The sequence below is a fragment of the Streptomyces sp. NRRL S-350 genome, from assembly GCF_000719705.1.
GTDB lineage: Bacteria > Actinomycetota > Actinomycetes > Streptomycetales > Streptomycetaceae > Kitasatospora.
The window spans coordinates 43,766-63,124 of the sequence record NZ_JOHO01000031.1; the positions used below are offsets into that span (position 1 = coordinate 43,766).

The following is a 19,359-nucleotide window of genomic DNA, read 5'->3' on the forward strand; positions in this document are numbered from 1 at the left end:
GGGGCCGGGGCGGATGAAGGCGGACAGGGCGAGCAACGGGGGGGAAACCGCCCCACCCGCCTTCTTCGAAGTAACTTAATAGATGAGTGGCGGGGTTCCGCAATCCCCCTGATCATGGCCTCGCGGGGCCACACCGGGGCACCGATCGCGTTCCGTGCCATCGACGTTGACTACGGACGCCACCGGCCCGCCGGTTCACCCGCAGCCGCCCTCGCACGACACCCGCACCGGACCCGCACACCGCAGCCCGCCCCACCCGGCCCAAGCCCGCCCCGGCCCCGGGCCCGAGGCCCCCCGACTCCGGGCCCGAGGCCCCCCGACTCCGGGCCCATGGCACTCCCTCGCGCGCGGAGTGCTAAAGGCCCGCCAAATGGAGGGATAGGTCACAGCCCACTCCCCTCCTGCGGCTCTGCGAACGAGCGCTAACCTGCGAACATGAAGGTCCCGCCCGAAGGGCTCCCCCTCGCTGCCGAGTTCCCGGCCGCGCACCGTGAGCAGTGGCAGGCGCTCGTCCAGGGCGTGCTGCGCAAGTCCGGTGCCCAGCCCGAGGACGGCGCCGCCGCCGAGCAGGCACTCACCACCGACCTCCAGGACGGCCTCAGCGCCCGCCCCCTGTACACCGCCGACGACACCGCGGTCGACCCCGGCTACCCGGGCTTCCCGCCGTTCGTCCGCGGCGGCCGGCCCCAGGGGTCGGCCGTCGCCGGCTGGGACGTACGGCAGCGGCACGCCGACCCGGACCGGCGGCGCACCAACGAGGCCGTGCTCGCCGACCTGGAGAACGGCGTCGGCTCGCTCTGGCTGGAACTGGGCGACACGGGCCTGCCCGTGGACGCCCTGCCCGAGGCACTGACCGGCGTGTACCTGGACCTGGCCGCCGTGGCACTCGACGCCGGACCCGACTTCACCGAGGCCGCCGAGCAGTTGTTCCGGCTCTACCGGCAGCGCGAGGTCTCCCCCGCCGATGCCGCCGGCAACCTCGGCGCCGACCCGCTCGGCCTGCAGGCCCGCACCGGCGACACCGCCCGCACCGACGCGCTGCTCGCCGAGGCCGCCGCGCTGGCCGCCCGTTGCGCCACCGACTACCCGGGCGTCCGGGCACTGACCGTCGACGCCCTGCCGTACCACGAGGCCGGCGCCTCGCCCGCCCAGGAGCTGGGCTGCTCGCTCGCCACCGGCGTCGCCTACCTGCGCGCGCTGACCGGGGCCGGGCTGTCGGTCGACGCCGCGCTCGGCCAGCTGGAGTTCCGCTACGCGGCGGACGCCGACCAGTTCCTCACGATCGCCAAGTTCCGTGCCGCGCGCCGCCTCTGGGCCCGGATCGCCGAGGTGTCCGGGGCCGGCGCCGCAGCCTCCGCGCAGCGCCAGCACGCCGTCACCTCCCGGGTGATGATGACCGCCCGCGACCCGTGGGTGAACATGCTGCGCACCACCGTGGCCTGCCTGGCCGCCGGGGTCGGCGGCGCCGACGCCGTCACCGTGCTGCCCTTCGACAGCGCACTCGGCCTGCCGGACGCCTTCGCCCGCCGCATCGCCCGCAACACCCAGTCGATCCTGCTGGAGGAGTCCCACCTGGCCCGGGTGATCGACCCGGCCGGCGGCTCCTGGTACGTCGAACAGCTGGGCGAGGAACTGGCGCAGGCCGCCTGGGCCTGGTTCCAGGAGATCGAGCGGGCCGGCGGCCAGCAGGCCGCCCTCGCCGACGGACTCGTCGGCGAGCGGATCGCCGCGACCTGGGCGGAACGCTCGACCAGGCTCGCCAGGCGGCGCGAACCGGTCACCGGCGTCAGCGAGTTCCCGCACCTCGACGAGCAGCCGCTGGTCCGCGAGCCGGCCCCGGCCGCCCTCGCCGGCGGCCTGCCGAGGGTGCGTCGCGCCGAGGCGTACGAGGCGCTGCGGGACCGCTCGGACGCCCACGCCGCCGCGAGCGGCGCCCGCCCGGCGCTGTTCCTCGCCTCGATCGGCACCGCCGCCGCGCACACCGCGCGCACCACCTTCGCGGCCAACCTGTTCCAGGCCGGCGGGATCGCGACGACCTCCGTCGAGTCCGTCGACCCGGCCGCGTTCGCCGAGGCCTTCCGGGCCTCCGGCGCGAGCGTCGCCTGCCTGTGCTCCAGCGACGCCCTCTACGCCGAGCACGCCGCGTCGGTGGCCGGCGCCCTGAAGGCCGCCGGCGCCGCGAAGGTGCTGCTGGCCGGGCGGCCCGGCGAAGTGCCCGACGGAGTGGACGGGTTCGTCCACGCGGGCGGGGACGCGGTCGCCGTCCTGACCTCCCTGCTGGACCTGATCACCGGCGCGGGCAGCGCCCACGAGAGCAAGGTGGCCCGATGATCCCCGACTTCACCGGAATCGGGCTGGACGGCGGCACCGCCGCGGACGCCACCGACGAACGCTGGCAGGCCGCCTGGCGGCAGTCCACCGGCAAGGACGTCGACGAACTGCTCTGGGACACCCCCGAAGGCATCGCCGTCAAGCCGCTGTACACCCCGGCGGACCTGGCCGGGCTGGACTTCCTGGACACCTACCCGGGCATCGCACCGTACCTGCGCGGGCCGTACCCGACCATGTACGTCAACCAGCCGTGGACCGTCCGCCAGTACGCGGGCTTCTCCACCGCCGAGGAGTCCAACGCCTTCTACCGCCGCAACCTGGCGGCCGGCCAGAAGGGCCTCTCGGTCGCCTTCGACCTGCCCACCCACCGCGGCTACGACAGCGACCACCCGCGCGTCACCGGCGACGTCGGCATGGCGGGCGTCGCCATCGACTCGATCTACGACATGCGCCAGCTGTTCGACGGCATCCCGCTCGACCGGATGTCGGTGTCGATGACCATGAACGGCGCCGTGCTCCCGGTGCTGGCGCTGTACATCGTCGCCGCCGAGGAACAGGGCGTGCCGCCCGAGAAGCTGGCCGGGACCATCCAGAACGACATCCTCAAGGAGTTCATGGTCCGCAACACCTACATCTACCCGCCGCAGCCGTCGATGCGGATCATCTCCGACATCTTCGCGTACACCTCGCAGAAGATGCCCCGGTACAACTCGATCTCCATCTCCGGCTACCACATCCAGGAGGCGGGCGCGACAGCCGACCTGGAGCTGGCCTACACCCTCGCCGACGGCGTGGAGTACCTGCGCGCGGGCCTGGACGTGGGGCTGGACGTCGACGCGTTCGCACCCCGGCTGTCGTTCTTCTGGGCCATCGGCATGAACTTCTTCATGGAGGTCGCCAAGCTGCGCGCGGCCCGGCTGCTCTGGGCCAAGCTCGTCCGGCAGTTCGACCCGAAGAACGCCAAGTCCCTTTCGCTGCGCACCCATTCGCAGACCTCGGGGTGGTCCCTCACCGCCCAGGACGTGTTCAACAACGTCACGCGCACGTGCGTCGAGGCGATGGCCGCCACCCAGGGCCACACCCAGTCGCTGCACACCAACGCCCTCGACGAAGCACTCGCCCTGCCCACCGACTTCTCCGCGCGCATCGCCCGCAACACCCAGCTGCTGCTGCAGCAGGAGTCCGGCACCTGCCGGGTCATCGACCCGTGGGGCGGCTCCGCGTACGTCGAGAAGCTGACCAACGACCTCGCCGCCAGGGCCTGGCAGCACATCCAGGAGGTCGAGGCCGCCGGCGGCATGGCCAAGGCGATCGACGCCGGCATCCCCAAGATGCGCGTCGAGGAGGCCGCCGCCCGCACCCAGGCGCGCATCGACTCCGGCCGCCAGCCGGTGATCGGCGTCAACAAGTACCGGGTCGACAGCGACGAGCAGATCGACGTGCTCAAGGTCGACAACTCCGCGGTGCGGACCGCCCAGATCGAGAAGCTGCGCCGCCTGCGCGAGGAGCGCGACGAGGCGGCCTGCCAGGATGCCCTGCGGGCACTGACCCGGGCCGCCGAGGCCGGGCCGCAGCGCGACGGCTCACTCGACGGCAACCTGCTGCACCTGGCCGTCGGCGCCGCCCGGGCCAAGGCGACGGTGGGCGAGATCTCGGACGCCCTGGAGAAGGTGTACGGCCGCCACTCCGGCCAGATCCGTACCATCTCCGGTGTGTACCGAGACGAAGCGGGCCCCTCCGCCCCCCTCCAGCGCACCCGCGACCTGGTCGAGCGGTTCGAGCAGGCCGAAGGCCGCCGACCGCGCATCCTGGTCGCCAAGATGGGCCAGGACGGCCACGACCGCGGCCAGAAGGTCATCGCCACCGCCTTCGCCGACCTCGGCTTCACCGTCGACGTCGGCCCGCTCTTCCAGACCCCGGCCGAGGTCGCCCGCCAGGCCGTCGAGGCCGACGTGCACATCGTCGGCGTGTCGTCGCTGGCCGCCGGACACCTCACCCTGGTGCCCGCACTGCGCGCCGAACTCGCCGCGGCGGGCCGCGAGGACATCACCATCGTCGTCGGCGGCGTCATCCCCCCGCAGGACTTCCAGGCGCTCCACGAGGCGGGCGCGGCAGCCGTGTTCGGCCCGGGCACCGTCATCCCGGACGCCGCGCACGACCTGCTGACGACGCTGGCCGCCGAACTCGGCCACGAGCTGTGAGTTCCTGATCGCATGCCTCCGCGGACGATCGACCTCGACAGCTACGTGGCGGGTGTCCTCGACGGCTCGCGCGCCTGGATCGCGCGAGCCGTCACCCTCGTCGAGTCCACCCGGCCCGACCACCGCGCGCTCGCGCAGCAGCTGCTCCAGCGACTGCTCCCGCACGCGGGCGGCGCGGTGCGGGTCGGCATCACCGGCGTGCCCGGTGTCGGCAAGTCGACCTTCATCGACTCCTTCGGGACGATGCTGACGGGGCTCGGCCACCGGGTCGCGGTACTCGCCGTCGACCCGACGTCGAGCCGCACCGGCGGCTCCATCCTGGGCGACAAGACCCGGATGGAGCGCCTCGCCGTCGACCCGAACGCCTTCGTCCGCCCGTCGCCCACGTCCGGGACGTTGGGCGGGGTCGCCAAGGCCACCCGGGAGTCGATGGTGGTCATGGAGGCAGCGGGCCACGACGTGGTGCTCATCGAGACGGTCGGCGTCGGCCAGTCCGAGACGGCGGTGGCCGGGATGGTGGACACCTTCCTGCTCCTCAGCCTGGCGCGCACCGGCGACCAGCTGCAGGGCATCAAGAAGGGCGTCCTGGAACTGGCGGACGTCATCGCCGTCAACAAGGCCGACGGCCCGCACGAACGCGACGCCAAGGCCGCCGCCCGCGAACTCGCGGGCGCGCTGCGACTGCTGCAGCCCCCGGACGCGGCCTGGACCCCGCCGGTCCTGACCTGCAGCGGCCGCGAGGGCGCAGGCCTCGACGTGCTCTGGGAACGGCTGCAGCAGCACCGCAAGGTGTTGGACGCCACCGGCGCACTCGCCGCCAAACGCCGCGACCAGCAGGTCGAGTGGACCTGGGCCATGGTCCACGACCAGCTGTTCGCGCGGCTCCACGAGCACCCCGAAGTGCGGCGACTGGCGACCCGGTTGGAGACCCAGGTCCGGGCCGGCACCCTCCCGGCGGGGCTGGCCGCCCAACAGATCCTGGACGCCTTCTTCGGCTGACCGCCGCCGTAAGGGCCAAGCGCCGTGCCCCGCGTACGCGGGGCACGGCGCTTCGACGGTTTCCAGGCGGGGGCGGGCGTCACGGGGTGGTCTGCACCGCGAAGCCGGTGGGGCGGCCCTGGGCCTTCAGCCAGGTGAGCACCTGGTCGAGGGCTTCGACGGTCTGCTGGCGGTCGCCGCCGCCGTCGTGGAACAGGATGGTCGGGCCGTTGTGGATCTCCTTCTTGACCGTGTCCACGATGGCCGCCGTGCCGGGCTTGTTGAAGTCCTTGGAGTCGATGTTCCAGCCGAGCGGGCGCATGCCGTTCGCGGCGGCGATGCGCCGGCTGTCGGAGGTGAACGAGCCGCCGGGGGCCCGGTAGTACTGCACGTTGGCGCCGCCCGCGGCGTCCTCGATCATCTTCTTCGCGTCCAGGATCTCCTTCTCCTGGTAGGCGACGGGCTTCTTGTCCATCGCGGTGTCGTGGTGCACGGTGTGGTCGCAGAGCCGGTGGCCGGCGGCGACGACCTGCTTGACGAGGTCGGGGTGGGCCTTGGCCTGCGGTCCGATCATGCAGAACGTCGCTGTCACGCCGTGCCGCTTGAGGATGTCGAGGACCTTCGGGGTCCAGGTGGGGTCGGGGCCGTCGTCGATGGTGATGTTGACGGCGTTGCCTCCGCTCTCGGAGGCGTGGGCTATGCCGTCGGGTATCCCGCCCGGCTGCTGGGTGCCGCCGTCGCCGCCGCTGCCGGAGCCGTCGTTTCCCTTGCGGCCGTCCCCGCCGGTGCCGTCCGCGGATCCGCCGTGCTCCTGCGCGGCGTTCGGCCCGGGCGTGTGGTCCGAGTCGGCCAGGGTCGCCACTCCCCAGGCGCCCACCGTCAGAACGACTGCCGCCACCGCGAGGGCGACCCGGCTGCCGGCCAGGTTCTTCACACGTGCATTCAGGTCCATCGACTGACCGCTCCCCCACCTGTCTTCGAGTTTCCGAGGTTCATGACGTGAACCGGATCGAACGGGTTCCCCGGTTCCCCCGTTCCTGCGGGCGGAGCCCCGGGTGAGGGCGGCCCCCGGGTGAGGGAGGGGCCGGGCCCCGGACCGGCCGAGCGGGCCGGGGCCGGTTCGGCGGACGGGTGTCAGGCAGTGGCGGCGGCGAAGCGGGCCGAGACGTCCTGCCAGTTGACGACGTCCCACAGGCGGGTGACGTAGTCGGGGCGGACGTTGCGGTACTGCAGGTAGTAGGCGTGCTCCCAGGCGTCGAACGCGAGCAGCGGGGTGGTGCCCTGGCCCACGTTGCCGTGGTGGTCGTAGACCTGTTCCACGATCAGGCGCCGGCCCAGCGGCTCCCAGGAGAGGATGCCCCAGCCGGAGCCCTGGACGCCGGTGGTGGCGTTCGTCAGCTGCTTCTTGAAGGCCTCGAAGCTGCCGAAGTGCTCGGTGATCGCGTCGGCCAGTTCGCCCTCGGGGCGGTCGCCGCCCTCCGGGGAGAGGTTCTGCCAGAACAGGGAGTGCAGGACGTGGCCGGACAGGTGGAAGGCGAACGTCTTCTGCAGGCCGACCAGGCCGCCGAACTGTTCCTTGTCGCGCGCCTCGGCGAGCTGCTCCAGGGTGTCGTTCGCGCCCTTGACGTAGGCGGCGTGGTGCTTGGAATGGTGCAGCTCCAGGATCTCGGCGGACATGGCCCGCTCGAGCGCGGAGTAGTCGTACGGGAGGTCGGGAAGCGAGTAGGTGCCCATCAGGACACGGCCCCTTTCGGCAGGTCGGACAACGGTGATCGTGTCGGGACAACACTATTGCGTATGACTTGCAAGAGCGAAGCATCTGCTCCTGCTTATTCCCTACGTCACACCGGCCGTTCGCCCGGCACCGCGAGGCCTGACGAGATCGAGGCCTGACGGGCACGACCCCTGTCGGGCTCGAGACCTGACGGACTCGAGGCCTGACGGGTTCAAGCCTGACGAGCTTTCCGCTTCCGGGGGCTTCCCGCCGTCACCCTTCATGTGCCATTTTACATGTCACACATTGGAGCGGTCGTGTCCCCGAAACGCACGACCACTACCGGCCCCGGAGGCCCCCACCCCATGCGTCCCTTCCGGATAGCGAAGGCGAACGCGCGCAGAGTCCCTGCGCTCGGCGCCGCCTTCTTCCTCGCCCTCGGACTCTTCTCCCCCCAGGCCCACGCCGCGGACCAGCCGTCGGCCCCCGCCCCCACCCCCAAGGCCGCCGCACCGCGCGCGATCCCCGTACCGAAGTCCCCCGACACGCCCGAGGACGCCCGACCGCTCGCCTCGGACCCGAGGGCCAAGGCCACCGCCCCGACGGCGGGCAGCACCGTCGGCGCCGCCAAGGCCCCCAGACAACTCGCCGCCGGCGCCTGCGACGTGTCCGCCTTCACCGGCAACTCCGGCGCCGCGCTGGTCCAGCAGGTCAAGTCGGCCGGACTCGACTGCGTCAACTCGCTGTTCACCCTCACCGGCAACGACGCCAGGGGCGCCTTCGCCGAGGCCCAGATGACGAGCGTCGCCGACGCCCTCCGCGACGTCTCCGCCGCCTACCCCGGCGACGACTCCACCGCCGCCGGGCAGTTGGTGGTCTACCTCCGCGCCGGGTACTACGTGCAGTGGTACCACCCGGACGTCGTCGGCACGTACGGCGCCACCCTGCAGACCGCCATCCGCGGCGCGCTGGACGGCTTCTTCGCCGCCCCGCACAGCAAGGACGTCACCGAGGCCAACGGCGCCACCCTCGCCGAGGCCGTCACCCTGATCGACAGCGCCCAGGAGAACGCCCGCTACACCGGCGTCGTCAAGCGCCTGCTCGACGGCTACTCCGGCGCCTGGACCGGCTCGATGGCCACCGCCGTCGCCAACACCGAGACCGTCATCTCCCGCGGTTTCGACCTGCCCGCCTTCGTCGCCGCCCTCCAGGCGGACCCCGGCTTCGCCACCTCCCTGGCCTCCTTCGTCACCCGCAACAGCTCCCAGCTCACCGGCTCGGACCCGGTGACGGGCATCGGCATCCAGATCGGCAACCTGCTCGCCAACGACGCCACCAAGGCCCAGGGCCGCCCGATCGTCAAGGACCTGGTCAACCGCTACCCACTGGTCGGCAACACCGGTCCGCTCACCATGAACCTGGTCTGGTTCGCGGAGAACAAGGACGCGGGCAACTGCGCCTACTACGGCACCTGCGACCTGCCCACCCGGCTCGTCCCGCTCGTGCTCACCGTCGACCACACCTGCAACGCCGGCCTGCGCATCCGCGCCCAGGACATGACCGCGCAGCAGCTCGCCGACACCTGCAACAGCCTCATCAACGAGGACGCGTTCTTCCACGGCGTGGTCAAGGACAGCGGACCGGTCGCGAACGACGGCAACAGCAGCCTCGAGGTCGTCGTCTTCGACGACTACTACAACTACAGCCTCTACGCCTGGGAGATGTACCACATCGCCGTGGACAACGGCGGCATGTACGAGGAGGGCGACCCGTCCAAGGTCGGCAACCAGGCCCGGTTCATCGCCCACGAGGCCTCCTGGCTGCGCCCCCAGTTCCAGATCTGGAACCTCAACCACGAGTACACCCACTACCTCGACGGCCGCTACGACTTCTACGGCGACTTCGACGCCGGCATGACCACCCCGACCGTCTGGTGGGTCGAGGGCCTCGCCGAGTACATCTCGTACAGCTACCGGGGCGTCCACTACGACGACGCCGTCACCCAGGCGGGCAAGGGCACCTACGCGCTCAGCGCGCTCTTCGACAACACCTACGACAACTCCGACTCCACCAGGATCTACAACTGGGGCTACCTGGCGGTGCGTTACATGCTCCAGTCGCACCCGCAGGACGTGACGGCGCTGCTCGGCAAGTACCGCGTGGGCGACTGGAACGGCGCCCGCGCCCTGCTCAAGACCACCATCGGCACCGCGTACGACGCCGACTTCGCCGGCTGGCTCAAGGCGTGCGCCGCCGACGACTGCGGCTCGCTGCCCGCCGACCGGGCCCCCCTGTGCACCGCCGCCGACACCCGGCAGTTCGACAAGGACTGCCGCCGCGACGGCGTGGCCGCCACCACCGGGAACTACAGCTACAGCTTCCTGAACCTGCCCGCGGGCGTGAAGCAGCTGACCATCACCACCAGCGGCGGCACCGGCAACGCCGACCTCTACTACAACGGCAGCACCTGGGCCACCACCGGCTCGTACCAGGCCGCGTCCACCGGCAGCGGCAACGGCGAGAGCGTCACCATCACCAACCCGCCGTCCGGCTGGGTGTACTTCAGCCTCTTCGGCCGGCAGGGCTTCGACGGCGTCACCGTCACCACGACCTACAACTGACCGGCTGACCGGCTCGGCAACCGGGCCGCCCGTACGGACCGGAGGGCCCCGCGGCGACGCGGGGCCCTCCGCCGTTCCCGCGCACGGTTGCACCGCCTCACGACTCCACCCCGCGTGGAACGGGGTTATAACGATCCGCTCACCAATTGCGCCGTTAACGTTGCGCAGAAATTCGATCAATGTTGTCCGGGGGGTGTCAGGAACAGCCTCCTTCGGTTAGGGTCCTGAACCAGACGAAGCGGTTCGGGTTCCATTGCCGGAATTCCGGATCCGCCGACCCGACAGGGCAGGCCGGTTCGGCGCTGCCCATTATCACGGAATGGAGACAGCCATGAAGATGATCAAGGCGATCGCCAAGAAGTTCAAGCGCAACGAGGACCTCTCGGCCCACGCGTGGGTCCTGCACGTCATCTGATGCGCCACCGTCGGCGGGGGGCGCAGCCGTGCTGACGCCCCTCGCCGGCGCCACCCGGAACCGCATTTCACCGCCATTCCGATAAAGGCTGGATTCCCGTGGAAGAAGTGGAAGAAACGGCGCCGGCAGCACTGCGCGACCATTCCGTCGTCTATGCCCCGAGGATCCGGGACCTGCTCGCCCGGAATGGGAAGGTATTCCGGATCGACGCCACCACGGTCGGCGTCTCCCACTGCGACCTGATGGCCGAGATCGTCGCGGCGCGCCCCGTGCTGCCCACCGAGCGCTCGGTCTACAAGCCCGCCGCGGGCGCCGAGATCCCCCACGACAGCGCGACCCGGACCATCCGCGCGCTGGGGCAGGACGTGACGGCGGCCATCCGTACGCCACCGCCCCCGACCCGCGCACTGTCCGGCGCCTGGCCCTACGCGGCCACCTCCTACCTGCGCCGGTGGCTCTACTCCTCCGATCCCCTGCCGCTCTCCCTGCTGTCGAAACGCGGCGTCACCCGCTCCGACGCGCTCTCCCGGATCGTCGACCGCGCCGTCACCATCTGGCCGGGATCCGAGGCGGCGGGCAGGTCGACCGCGCTGGCCGAGCTGATCCGCGGCGCCTCCGACCCGCTGGACCGGAAGCAGGCCATCGCGATGTACCGGCGCGCGAGCGCCACCCTCTGCGACGGCGTGGCCGCCCTGGCCGGCAACGCCCTGTGGCTCCTGCGGCAGGAACAGGAACGGGACGGAGCGCGGACGCCGGACCGGCAGACACCCCGCGCCGACCTCACCGCCGTCCTCTGGGAGACCCTGCGGCTGCTCCCGCCCGCGTGGATGCTGTGGCGCAACGGCGGCGACGCGTACACCGGCCTGCACCCCGAGATCCGCCCCGAGGACAACGTGGCGCTCCTCCCGCTCCTGATGCACCGCCACCCCGACTACTGGCAGGATCCGCTGGAATTCCGGCCCGAACGGTGGAGCGGCGTGGCGGACCCGGAGAAGACGCCCGCGTTCATGCCGTTCGGGTTCGACGGCGCCCGCTGCTGGGCCAAGCACCTGGTCGTCCCCCTGGCCGAACGCCTGCTGGCCACTGCCCTCGACGACGGTCTCGTCATCCGCAGCCCGCGCCAGGACGCGCCCGTGCCGCTGCGCTCCCTGCTCTCCGTACGGTTCGAGGCGTCCGTCGGCGCGTGAGCGCACCGGCGGTACGCACCGCGCAGTCCGACGCCACCCGCCCGACCCCCGCACACAGGACACCCCCGGGACACGCCATGGAATCGCCCACGCTCGCCGACTGGGTCGGCGACCTCGACCGCTTCGGCCACCGCCAGTGGCAGCGCGAGCCCGCGGTCTTCACACCGGGGCGGGCCGCCTCCCCGTTCGACCTCGGCGAACTGGACGCCGCCTTCGACAGCGGGCTGCTGCGCGCCCCCTACCTGGAGATGGTCCGCTCCGACAAGGTCGTCGTCCCGCCCGACGCCTACACCACGTCGCGCGTGGTCAACGGCGTGGCGCACGACGGCTTCGCCGACCGCGCGAAGGTCATCGCCCGCCTGCGGGCCGGGGCGACGCTGCTGCTGCGCTGCGTCGACCAGTGGCACCGCCCGACGGGCGAGTTGGCGGCCCGGCTGGCCGAGGAACTCGACCGGCGCGTGGAGGCGTTCTTCTTCCTCACGCCTGCCGGCGCTCAGGGGCTCGCGGTGCACCGCGACGACGCCGACGTCTTCGTCCTCCAGGCGGCCGGCCGCAAGACCTGGTACGTCCACGACGCTCCGGCGGTGGCGGACTGGTCGCTGGGCGAGCTCCCGGACGACGAACGTTCGCCGCGGCTCCTCCAGCACGTCCTCGAACCCGGCGACGTGCTCTACGTCCCGCGCGGCTTCGCGCACCGGGCGGTGGGCGCCGCCGGGCTCTCCGCCCACCTGTCGCTGACGGTCCGCGACCTCTCGCTGCAGGACCTGCGGACGGCCCTCGGACAGCGGCTGGCCGAAGGGCTCGCCCTCCCGGCCCGCCCGCTGGGCGAGGCCGCGATCGCCGACGCCTGCGCCGCGCTCCTCGACCATGCCCGGGCGGAGCTGGACACGACCGAACCGAAGGACCTGCTGGCGTCCGCCCGAGCGGCCGAGGCTCGGCGGCGGCTCGCGCCCACGGAGGCGGAGACGTTCGCCGAGGCGGCCCGCACCTGGGAGGACACCGCGCACGGCACCGGGCCCGCCGGGCTGGCGGCCGTCGGCCGCACCTGGCGCAGGCTGCGCGAAGCGGCCCGCCCGGCGAACTGACGACCCCGGGCGCCGGCCGGGAGGGCCGGAGGGCCCCGGGGCTGCCATAGCACCGGCCTCCGGTTCTCCGGTTCTCCGGTTCTCCGGTTCTCCCGGCCGCCCGCCCCTCGGGCTCTCCGGCGCGATCACCCGCCCGTCAGCTCTCCTCCCCCGCCGCACGCTGGACCGGGACGGTCCGGTCGCGCTGCAGATCGAGCAGTTCGCGGAACAGGCCGTCCGCACGGGCGGCGAGTTCGGCCCAGGTGCCGGTCTGGACGATGCGGCCCTTGTCCATCACGATCACCCGGTCCGCGACCGCGGCGTTGGCGATGTTGTGGGTGACCAGGAGGGTGATCCGCCCGGGGGCAAGGGCCCGCAGGGCGTGCAGGATGCGGTGCTCGGCGCGCGGGTCGAGGTCGGAGGTGGGCTCGTCCAGGATCAGCAGGCCCGGGCTGCGCACCGTACGGTAGAGCGCCCGCGCCACCGCCGCGCGCTGCCAGCCGCCGCCGGACAACTCCGCTCCGCCCCACCATCCTTGGGCGAGCAGTGTGCGCCAGCCGGAGCGCAACCGGCCCACGGTCTCGTCGAAGCCGGTCCGCGCCGCGGCCCGTTCGACGTCCGCCATCACCTCGTCGGTGAGGTGGCCCAGGTGGACGTTCTCGGCGGCGCCCAGCGGCCAGCGGGCGAACTCCTGCGGCACCCGGGCCACCCGGGACCACATGCCGTCGGCGTCCAGTTCCTGCACCGGCACGCCGTCCCAGGTGATCCGGCCCGACTGCGGCAGGTAGAGGCCGGAGAGCAGCTTCAGCAGGGTCGACTTGCCGCTGCCGTTCTGCCCGATCACGGCCACCACCTCGCCCTCCCGCAGGGTCATGCTGACGCCGTCCAGCGCGGGTTCCTGCTGCTCGCCCGGGTAGGAGTGGCTCACGTCGCTCACCTCGACCAGCCGCGGGGCGCCGGGCACGAGGTGGCCGCGCCGGATGCGGTGGCCGCCCGCCTCGTCCAGGAAGGTGAAGTAGTCGTCCAGGTAGAGGCCCATCCGGTACAGCCGGGCGCCGTTGCCGACCAGGCCCTGCAGGCCGGAGGAGGCCGTCCGCAGTGCGAACGTGGCGGTGCCGGCGGCGGCCAGGTCGATCCGGCCGCTCGCCACCAGGTACAGCAGGGTGCCCCAGATCAGCGCGCTGCCGGCCCCGGTGCCGAGCGCGGCCAGCAGCGACACCTTGGCCGCCTCCCGGGTCGCCCGGTCGGTGGCCGCGACGATCTTGGCCTCGGCACGGCGGTACTTGGCCATCAGGAACGGCGTGACCTGGTCCGAACGGACCTGGTCGGCGCGGGTCTTGTCGATCAGGAACCACCGGTAGACGCGCAGCGCCCCGCGGTCCTCGTTGGTGGTCACCGCCGCCAGGTAGTGGATCCGGGCGGTGCGGACGGCGGCCACCGCGGTCGGCACCGAGCCGAGCAGCAGCAGCGGCACCAGCCAGGGGTGCAGCGTCGCCAGGACGCCCGCGGCGGCGGCCAGCGACACGGTGGAGGCGATCACGTCCTGGGCGTTGGAGAGCAGGTCCGGCGTGGTCGAGGCGCCGCGGTCGGCGGCCTCCCACTGCTCGTTGTACGCGGGCTCGTCGTACGCCTTCAGCTCGGCGGCGCAACCGGCGCCGATCAGCGCCAGCTCCGCCTCCCGGGTGATCCGGGGCGACACCCGGCCGGACAGGCCCACCACGGCGATGCCCAGCACCGCGCGCAGGGCGGCCGAGACGGTCAGCAGGAGCAGTGACGGCGCCGCGGTGCGGAGGTGGTCGGTCACCGGGCCGGGGACCAGCAGCGCGCCCAGCGTGCCGGTGGTGGCGTACAGCGCGAGCGCCCCGAACACGCCCGCCAGCGCCTGGCAGACCAGCAGCAGCACGGTGGACGTCCGGTCCGCCGCCCAGGCGAGCATCATGGCCCGGCGCACCAGGTGCGGCAGGCGGCGCAGCATGGCGCCCGCGGACATCGATGCGCCGGCCTGGGCGCGGCGGTCGCCGGGGTAGCGCAGGCGCAGTTCCTCGTCGTGGGTGTCGTCGTGGTCGTCGTCGTGGTCGTCGTTCTGGAGTCCGTCGGGGGTGGCGGCGTCGGGGGTGGCGGCGGGCTTCTCGGGTTTCACGGTCTGCTCTGACACGGTGCTCTCCCTGGTTCGGCGGCCGGTGGCCGCGGCGGGGTCCGCACGCGGGCAGCCCTCGTCGCCTTGGTGGGCGTGACGGGGTGGGCAGTGGCGCCGGTGGGCGCTCTGCGGGGGCGGGCTGCCGGTGCGGACCCCGATCCTGGCAGCGGCCCGCGGGGGTGTTCGGCGTGTCTCGGCCGGTCTCACTCGATCCGGTCGATTCCGTGCCGTGGACGGCGAGTTGGTGGCAGTCGATCACCGCGAGCGTTCGCGATGTCCGGTCCGCCGGCCGACAGAAGCAGGCTGATTACCCGAGTGATCCGACGATCGGACGGGCCTGCCGCCCGGTCCGCGGCTCGGGGGTGGCGGTCGGCCGGTCAGAAGGCCGTCGGCGGGTGGAGCGCGAGGACGGACGGTACCTGCTCCGGGGCGGCGAGGCGGAGGAGGCCGTGGCCGATGCCGGCGAGGCCGACCATGAGGGAGGGGCTGTGGACGCCGTGGGGGAGGCCGCAGACCCAGCCGCGAGCGTCGAGGGCGTCCAGCGTGGCGAGGGCCGGGGCGTGCCAGGGGGCGCCGGCGAGGTGCAGGGCTTCGAGGTTGCCGAAGTCCCCGTGGCAGAGGGAGAAGTTGAGGCCGAAGCCCTCCCGACGCACGGTGTCGAGCGCGGTGTCCCGCTCCTTGCGCAGCAACTCGACGTCGTCCGAGAGGAGTTCGGCGAGTTCGGTCCTCGCGAGGGCGATACCGGATGCGCCGTGGCACCAGAGGGCGGGGAAGGACGGGGCGTGCGGGCCGTCGTCCTCGCGGACGTCGCGCCAGTTGGCGGCGGCCGGGTCGAACAGGGTGCGCTCGTACTCCACGGCGGCGAGGGCGAGTTCGGACAGCTCCCGGTCACCGAGGCGGCGGCCCGCGCGGGCGAGGGCCCAGGCGACGCCGGACCCGCCGTGGGCGAAACCGGCCAGGGGGCGGCGCGCCACCCCGGCGAGCGAGGCGGGGAGCCAGCCGACGCCGCCGTCGGGATGCGGGGCGGCGCTGCGGGCGAGGCGTTCGGTGCAGGCGACCAGGGCTGCGGTGACGGCCTTGCCCGGCCGGACGGCCTCCCAGGCGAGCAGACCGCCGATGGTGCCCGCGTTTCCGGAGAGCAGGTCGTGGAGGGTGTCCTCGGGTGCGGTGGCCGCGACGCGGTCGATCACCAGGCCGGCCAGGGCGTCGAGTTCGGCGCGGCGGTTCACCGCGGCCGAGCGGTCGGTGGCGGGGTGGACGGCGCCCGGGCGGTCGGCGGCGAGGTGGGCGAGGGCGTAGAGCACTCCGCCGGCCCCGGCGAGGCCGCCGCCGAGCCGGTCCGCACGTCGTCGCACCTGGTGCCGCAACGTCAGTTCGGCTGCTCCGGCGGCTTCTTCGTGCTCGCGATCACCGGTGACCACGGCGAGCTGATGCAGGAAGAGGGCGATGCCGGCGGTGCCGCTGTACAGGTCGGGGCCGAGTTCGGCGGGGGCCCAGCGGCCGGGCGGGGTCCAGTTGGGGCCTGCCCAGGCGAGGTCGGCGCCGCCCCGGTAGGCCTCGCGGAGCAGCTGCTCACCCGCTTCCACCGCCTTGGCGAGCGCGCGGGCGGCGATCCGCTGCCCCGCTTCGGGCGGCAGGCCGTCCGAAGCGGCCGGCTGGTCGCCCGCCACCGCGAGGGCCGCCCGGCGCGGCTCGCGCGACCCGTCGGCCGTCGTCACCGAGAGGCGCAGGAGCTGGAGTTGGCGTGCGAGGTCGTCCTCGCCGAGACCGTCCGCCTTGGCGAGCGCGAGGTCGAGGGCGGGCCGGTCGGCGGCTCCGGGGATGACGGCGCCGGTGGCGGAGCGGGCGTCGACGCCGTCCGGTCGGATGGTGAAGACCGGCACGTCGCCGCGCCACAGGTCGGCGCGTTCGTGCTCGACGAAGGCGAGGGCGTGCTCCTCCCAGCCGGCGAGCGCCCAGAGCCGGTCGAGGTGGCGGTCCTGGTCGAGGGCGTCCCGCAGCAGGTCGGGGTGGCAGGCGGCGTTGAGGAGGCTGCGGTACTCGAAGGTGTCGCGGCGCAGCATCCGCGTCTCGTCGGCCGCGAAGGCGCGCAGGAGCGTGCGGAGCCGGTCCTTGCCGGCGGCGAGCAGCCGGTAGGCCTCGGTGAAGCCGGCCTCCAGCTCCGCCAGGTGGTCGGCCGGTCGCAGCGGGTGCCCGGCGGGCACGGGTCGGCTGCCGGGCGCTTCGACGGGCGACCTCCGGTACTCCAGGCGGAGTTCGTCGGTCCCCTGGCCGACCAGGACGGGCACCGGCCTGGGTGGGAGGCCGGCCGGATCCCAGCCGAGGGCGGAGAGGTCGGTGCCGCCGTTGCCTTCGTCCCACATGCGTTCGGGCAGCAGACCGGAGCGCAGCACCGAGTGCCGGGCCCGGTGGCGGGCGAGGCGTTCGGACGCGGAGAGGTCCTTGGCGGGCTCGTGCAGGTCGGGGTGGAGGAGCGCCTCCAGGTCGATGAGGACGGGCTGGTCGCGGACGGCGAGCAGGTTCTGGGCGTGGCAGTCGACCGCGTCCAGGGCGTACATCAGGGCGGCGAGGGTGCCCGCGCGGTGGTAGAAGTCGCTCAGTTCGGCTGCGCTGCGGGTGGGTTCGGCGGTGAGGTGGGCGACCCAGCCGTAGCCGTCGCCGGCCACGTGGGCCAGGTCGAGCAGGGGCCGCCGGAGCTGGGGGTTGAGCCACTGCAGCAGCTGCCGGAAGTGGGTCTCGGCGCCGAGCGGGCGCGGCTTGTAGACGATCCGGACGCCGTGCTCGAACCGCAGCGCGCTGACCGTGGCTCCGCCGCGGTGCGGGTCGCCGAGGCCGGTGGCGAGCTCGGTGAGCCGGCCGAGCGGTCGGCCGTCAGCGAAGGCGGCGCGGAGGGCGGGCAGGTCGGCGGCGAGTCGGCGGAGGAGGGTGAGGGTGGTGTTCGTCCACTGGTCGGCGGCGGTGGCGAGGCGGTACGCCAGGACCGGGTATTCGGCGAGGAGTCCCAGGGCCCGCTCGGGTCGGGCGAGCCGGCCGAGGAAGTCGCGGTACCGCTGCTCGGGGGTGTCGCCGGTCAACTCCCCGCTGAGGCGGGCGACATGGAGTTCGGTGATGACGGTCCGGGTGGCCAGCCCGTGGGCGGCGGCGGTGAGCGCGGGGAGGGCGAGCGCGGTCAGCTCGGCGGGGGCGCCGAGGGCGGGGGCGTCCAGGGCGGCGATCCCGGCGCACAGGCGGTCACGGGCGTCGGCGAGCAGCGCGGCGACGAGCCGGGCGAAGGCGTGCTCCTCCGGGACGTCCAGAACGGCCCGGGCGGCCGGAGCGGCGGGGTCCGCGGGGGCCGCGGGGGCAACCACGGCAGCCGGTTCGGCTTGGGCGTCCGGGGCATCCGGTTCGGCCTCGCTGCGGAACGCCTCGGCGAGGCGCTCGGCCCAGGGCGGCGGTCCGAGGCGGTCGGCGAGCGCGTCCGGGTGCTCGGCGAGGAGGGCGCCAAGGGCTTCCGGGGTGAGGCCGTCCGCGGCGAGGCGGCGCTCGAACCAGCCGTCCCGGTCGAACGGCGCCTGGGACCGCCACCGCTCCAGCTTCCGGGCGGCGCGAGCGGCCCGTTCGGCGAGCCCGGCCGCCTCGGAGTGGGGACCGGTACCGTCCGGTGCCGCCCGGCCACGGGCGTGCAGCGGTACGGCTCGGGCGGCTGCCCGCAGGAAGTGGGACGCGTCGACCACGGGGTGGTGCTGCCTCTCTGGTCTGCTCGGCCGGCGCCCTCGGCATGCCTCGGTGCCCTTCGGCCCCTCGGCGGCGGTCGGGAGGCGCTCCCGGCCGGGGGCGCCTCCTGCGGTGTCGGCTCACATGCTGCACATGCGCCAGCAACTCGACGGGTACTCGCAGGTGTTGAGCTGTACGGCGGCCGTGACGTACAGCTCGCTCACCGGGTCGCCCGCCGGGTGGGGGCGGTTGGCCGGGTCGAGGGTGAGCCGGTAGTCCTCGTCCTTGAGCGCGCGGAGCTGGTCTGCGACGGGTAGCACGGGTGCCTCCTCGGAGGGTCCGGTCCGGCGACGGTCGTGCCGGTTGTCCGGATCCTGTCAGTACCCCGGCGGGCGCACCAGGGTGGCGGCGGCCCGGTGCCGGTTTTCCGGTCACGATCGCCCACGATCGGGCGTCCGGCGGAAGCCGACCGTCGTGCCGGCGCAGCCCCCGTCGGCACGACCCGGCTCCGGGCCGGCCCTCCGGCGTCAGAAGCTGCAGACGCTCCCGCAGCTCGACCAGCCGCCGCAGGTGCTCGCCTGCACCGCGCCGGTGACGTAGACCTCGTCCGCCGGCTCGCCGGCCGGGTGGACCTGGTGGCCCTGGCCGAGGGTGAGCCGGAAGTCCTCGTCCTTGAGCGCGCGAACCTGCTCAGCCGTGGGCTGCATGGGGCCTCCTCGAAGCGGTGCGTCCGGCACGGGCGTGCCGGGTGGGGATCCTGGCAGTGTCCCGCCCGTCACACCAGGGCCTGCACCGCAACGGTCGGAATTTCGGCCAGGATCGAACCGGTGCCTCGCCGGGCCGCCCGGCGCCACCGCTCCCCCCGACCTCCCCGTCCCCGCGCCGTCCCCGCCTCGCCCCCGCGCACCGACCGGCACCGAAGGCCCTCGGACACCTGTCCGAAACCCGGGTGGTGGCGGCCGGTGAACCCCGGACCAGGTTTGAGGATGCCGTTCCTGTGGCAGGCCACCGCACC

General features: G+C 73.4%; 12 protein-coding genes. 6 read left to right on the plus strand and 6 right to left on the minus strand.

Annotated features, from left to right (window positions below):
• Nucleotides 1–435: 435 nt before the first annotated feature.
• From IF30_RS0125210 to meaB, 3 genes are read left to right on the plus strand one after another with little or no spacing between them, the layout of a single operon-like run.
• On the plus strand, nt 436–2,331 hold the full coding sequence (locus IF30_RS0125210; RefSeq protein WP_051711102.1) for a methylmalonyl-CoA mutase subunit beta: 1,896 nt from the start codon (nt 436–438) through the stop codon (nt 2,329–2,331).
• Nucleotides 2,328–4,532: a methylmalonyl-CoA mutase gene (gene scpA, locus IF30_RS0125215; protein ID WP_030242591.1), complete on the plus strand. Its 2,205-nt coding sequence runs from the start codon at nt 2,328–2,330 to the stop codon at nt 4,530–4,532. The genes IF30_RS0125210 and scpA overlap by 4 nt, the downstream gene beginning before the upstream one ends.
• Nucleotides 4,533–4,544: 12 nt before the next feature.
• Entirely contained in the window at nt 4,545–5,531 is a 987-nt protein-coding gene (meaB, locus tag IF30_RS0125220) for a methylmalonyl Co-A mutase-associated GTPase MeaB (RefSeq protein WP_030242593.1), read from the plus strand.
• A 79-nt stretch (nt 5,532–5,610) separates the two neighbouring features.
• On the opposite strand, the gene IF30_RS0125225 is transcribed toward meaB, so the two are convergent.
• Complete coding sequence (locus IF30_RS0125225) at nt 5,611–6,462, minus strand: polysaccharide deacetylase family protein (protein ID WP_030242595.1); 852 nt, start codon at nt 6,460–6,462, stop codon at nt 5,611–5,613.
• A 182-nt stretch (nt 6,463–6,644) separates the two neighbouring features.
• Nucleotides 6,645–7,244, minus strand: a complete 600-nt coding sequence (locus tag IF30_RS0125230) for a superoxide dismutase (RefSeq protein WP_030242597.1) — start codon at nt 7,242–7,244, stop codon at nt 6,645–6,647.
• A 345-nt stretch (nt 7,245–7,589) separates the two neighbouring features.
• Here IF30_RS0125230 and IF30_RS0125235 point away from each other — a divergent pair, with 345 nt between their 5' ends.
• The 3 genes from IF30_RS0125235 to IF30_RS50295 all read left to right on the plus strand — a co-directional run bounded on the left by IF30_RS0125235 (nt 7,590) and on the right by IF30_RS50295 (nt 12,532).
• Nucleotides 7,590–9,845, plus strand: a complete 2,256-nt coding sequence (locus tag IF30_RS0125235; RefSeq protein ID WP_030242598.1) for a M9 family metallopeptidase — start codon at nt 7,590–7,592, stop codon at nt 9,843–9,845.
• Between the two features lie 513 nt (nt 9,846–10,358).
• Entirely contained in the window at nt 10,359–11,447 is a 1,089-nt protein-coding gene (locus IF30_RS0125245) for a cytochrome P450 (RefSeq protein WP_158835467.1), read from the plus strand.
• 77 nt (nt 11,448–11,524) lie between these two features.
• Nucleotides 11,525–12,532 (plus strand): JmjC domain-containing protein, encoded by a 1,008-nt coding sequence (locus tag IF30_RS50295; protein ID WP_051711104.1) that lies wholly within the window; start codon nt 11,525–11,527, stop codon nt 12,530–12,532.
• Nucleotides 12,533–12,668: 136 nt separating this feature from the next.
• Here the strand turns inward: IF30_RS50295 and IF30_RS0125255 are convergent, their stop codons facing one another.
• The 4 genes from IF30_RS0125255 to IF30_RS0125270 form a co-directional block, all read right to left on the minus strand.
• The gene (locus IF30_RS0125255) at nt 12,669–14,666 is read right to left on the minus strand and encodes an ATP-binding cassette domain-containing protein (protein WP_030242604.1); all 1,998 of its coding nucleotides are present in this window, start codon (nt 14,664–14,666) and stop codon (nt 12,669–12,671) included.
• A gap of 359 nt (nt 14,667–15,025) precedes the next feature.
• Nucleotides 15,026–18,364, minus strand: a complete 3,339-nt coding sequence (locus IF30_RS0125260; protein ID WP_030242606.1) for a type 2 lanthipeptide synthetase LanM family protein — start codon at nt 18,362–18,364, stop codon at nt 15,026–15,028.
• 120 nt (nt 18,365–18,484) lie between these two features.
• Nucleotides 18,485–18,664 carry a hypothetical protein gene (locus tag IF30_RS0125265; protein ID WP_030242609.1) on the minus strand — a complete coding sequence of 60 codons (180 nt, stop codon included), beginning with the start codon at nt 18,662–18,664 and terminating at the stop codon, nt 18,485–18,487.
• 207 nt (nt 18,665–18,871) lie between these two features.
• Nucleotides 18,872–19,051, minus strand: a complete 180-nt coding sequence (locus IF30_RS0125270) for a hypothetical protein (protein WP_030242611.1) — start codon at nt 19,049–19,051, stop codon at nt 18,872–18,874.
• Nucleotides 19,052–19,359: the final 308 nt, after the last annotated feature.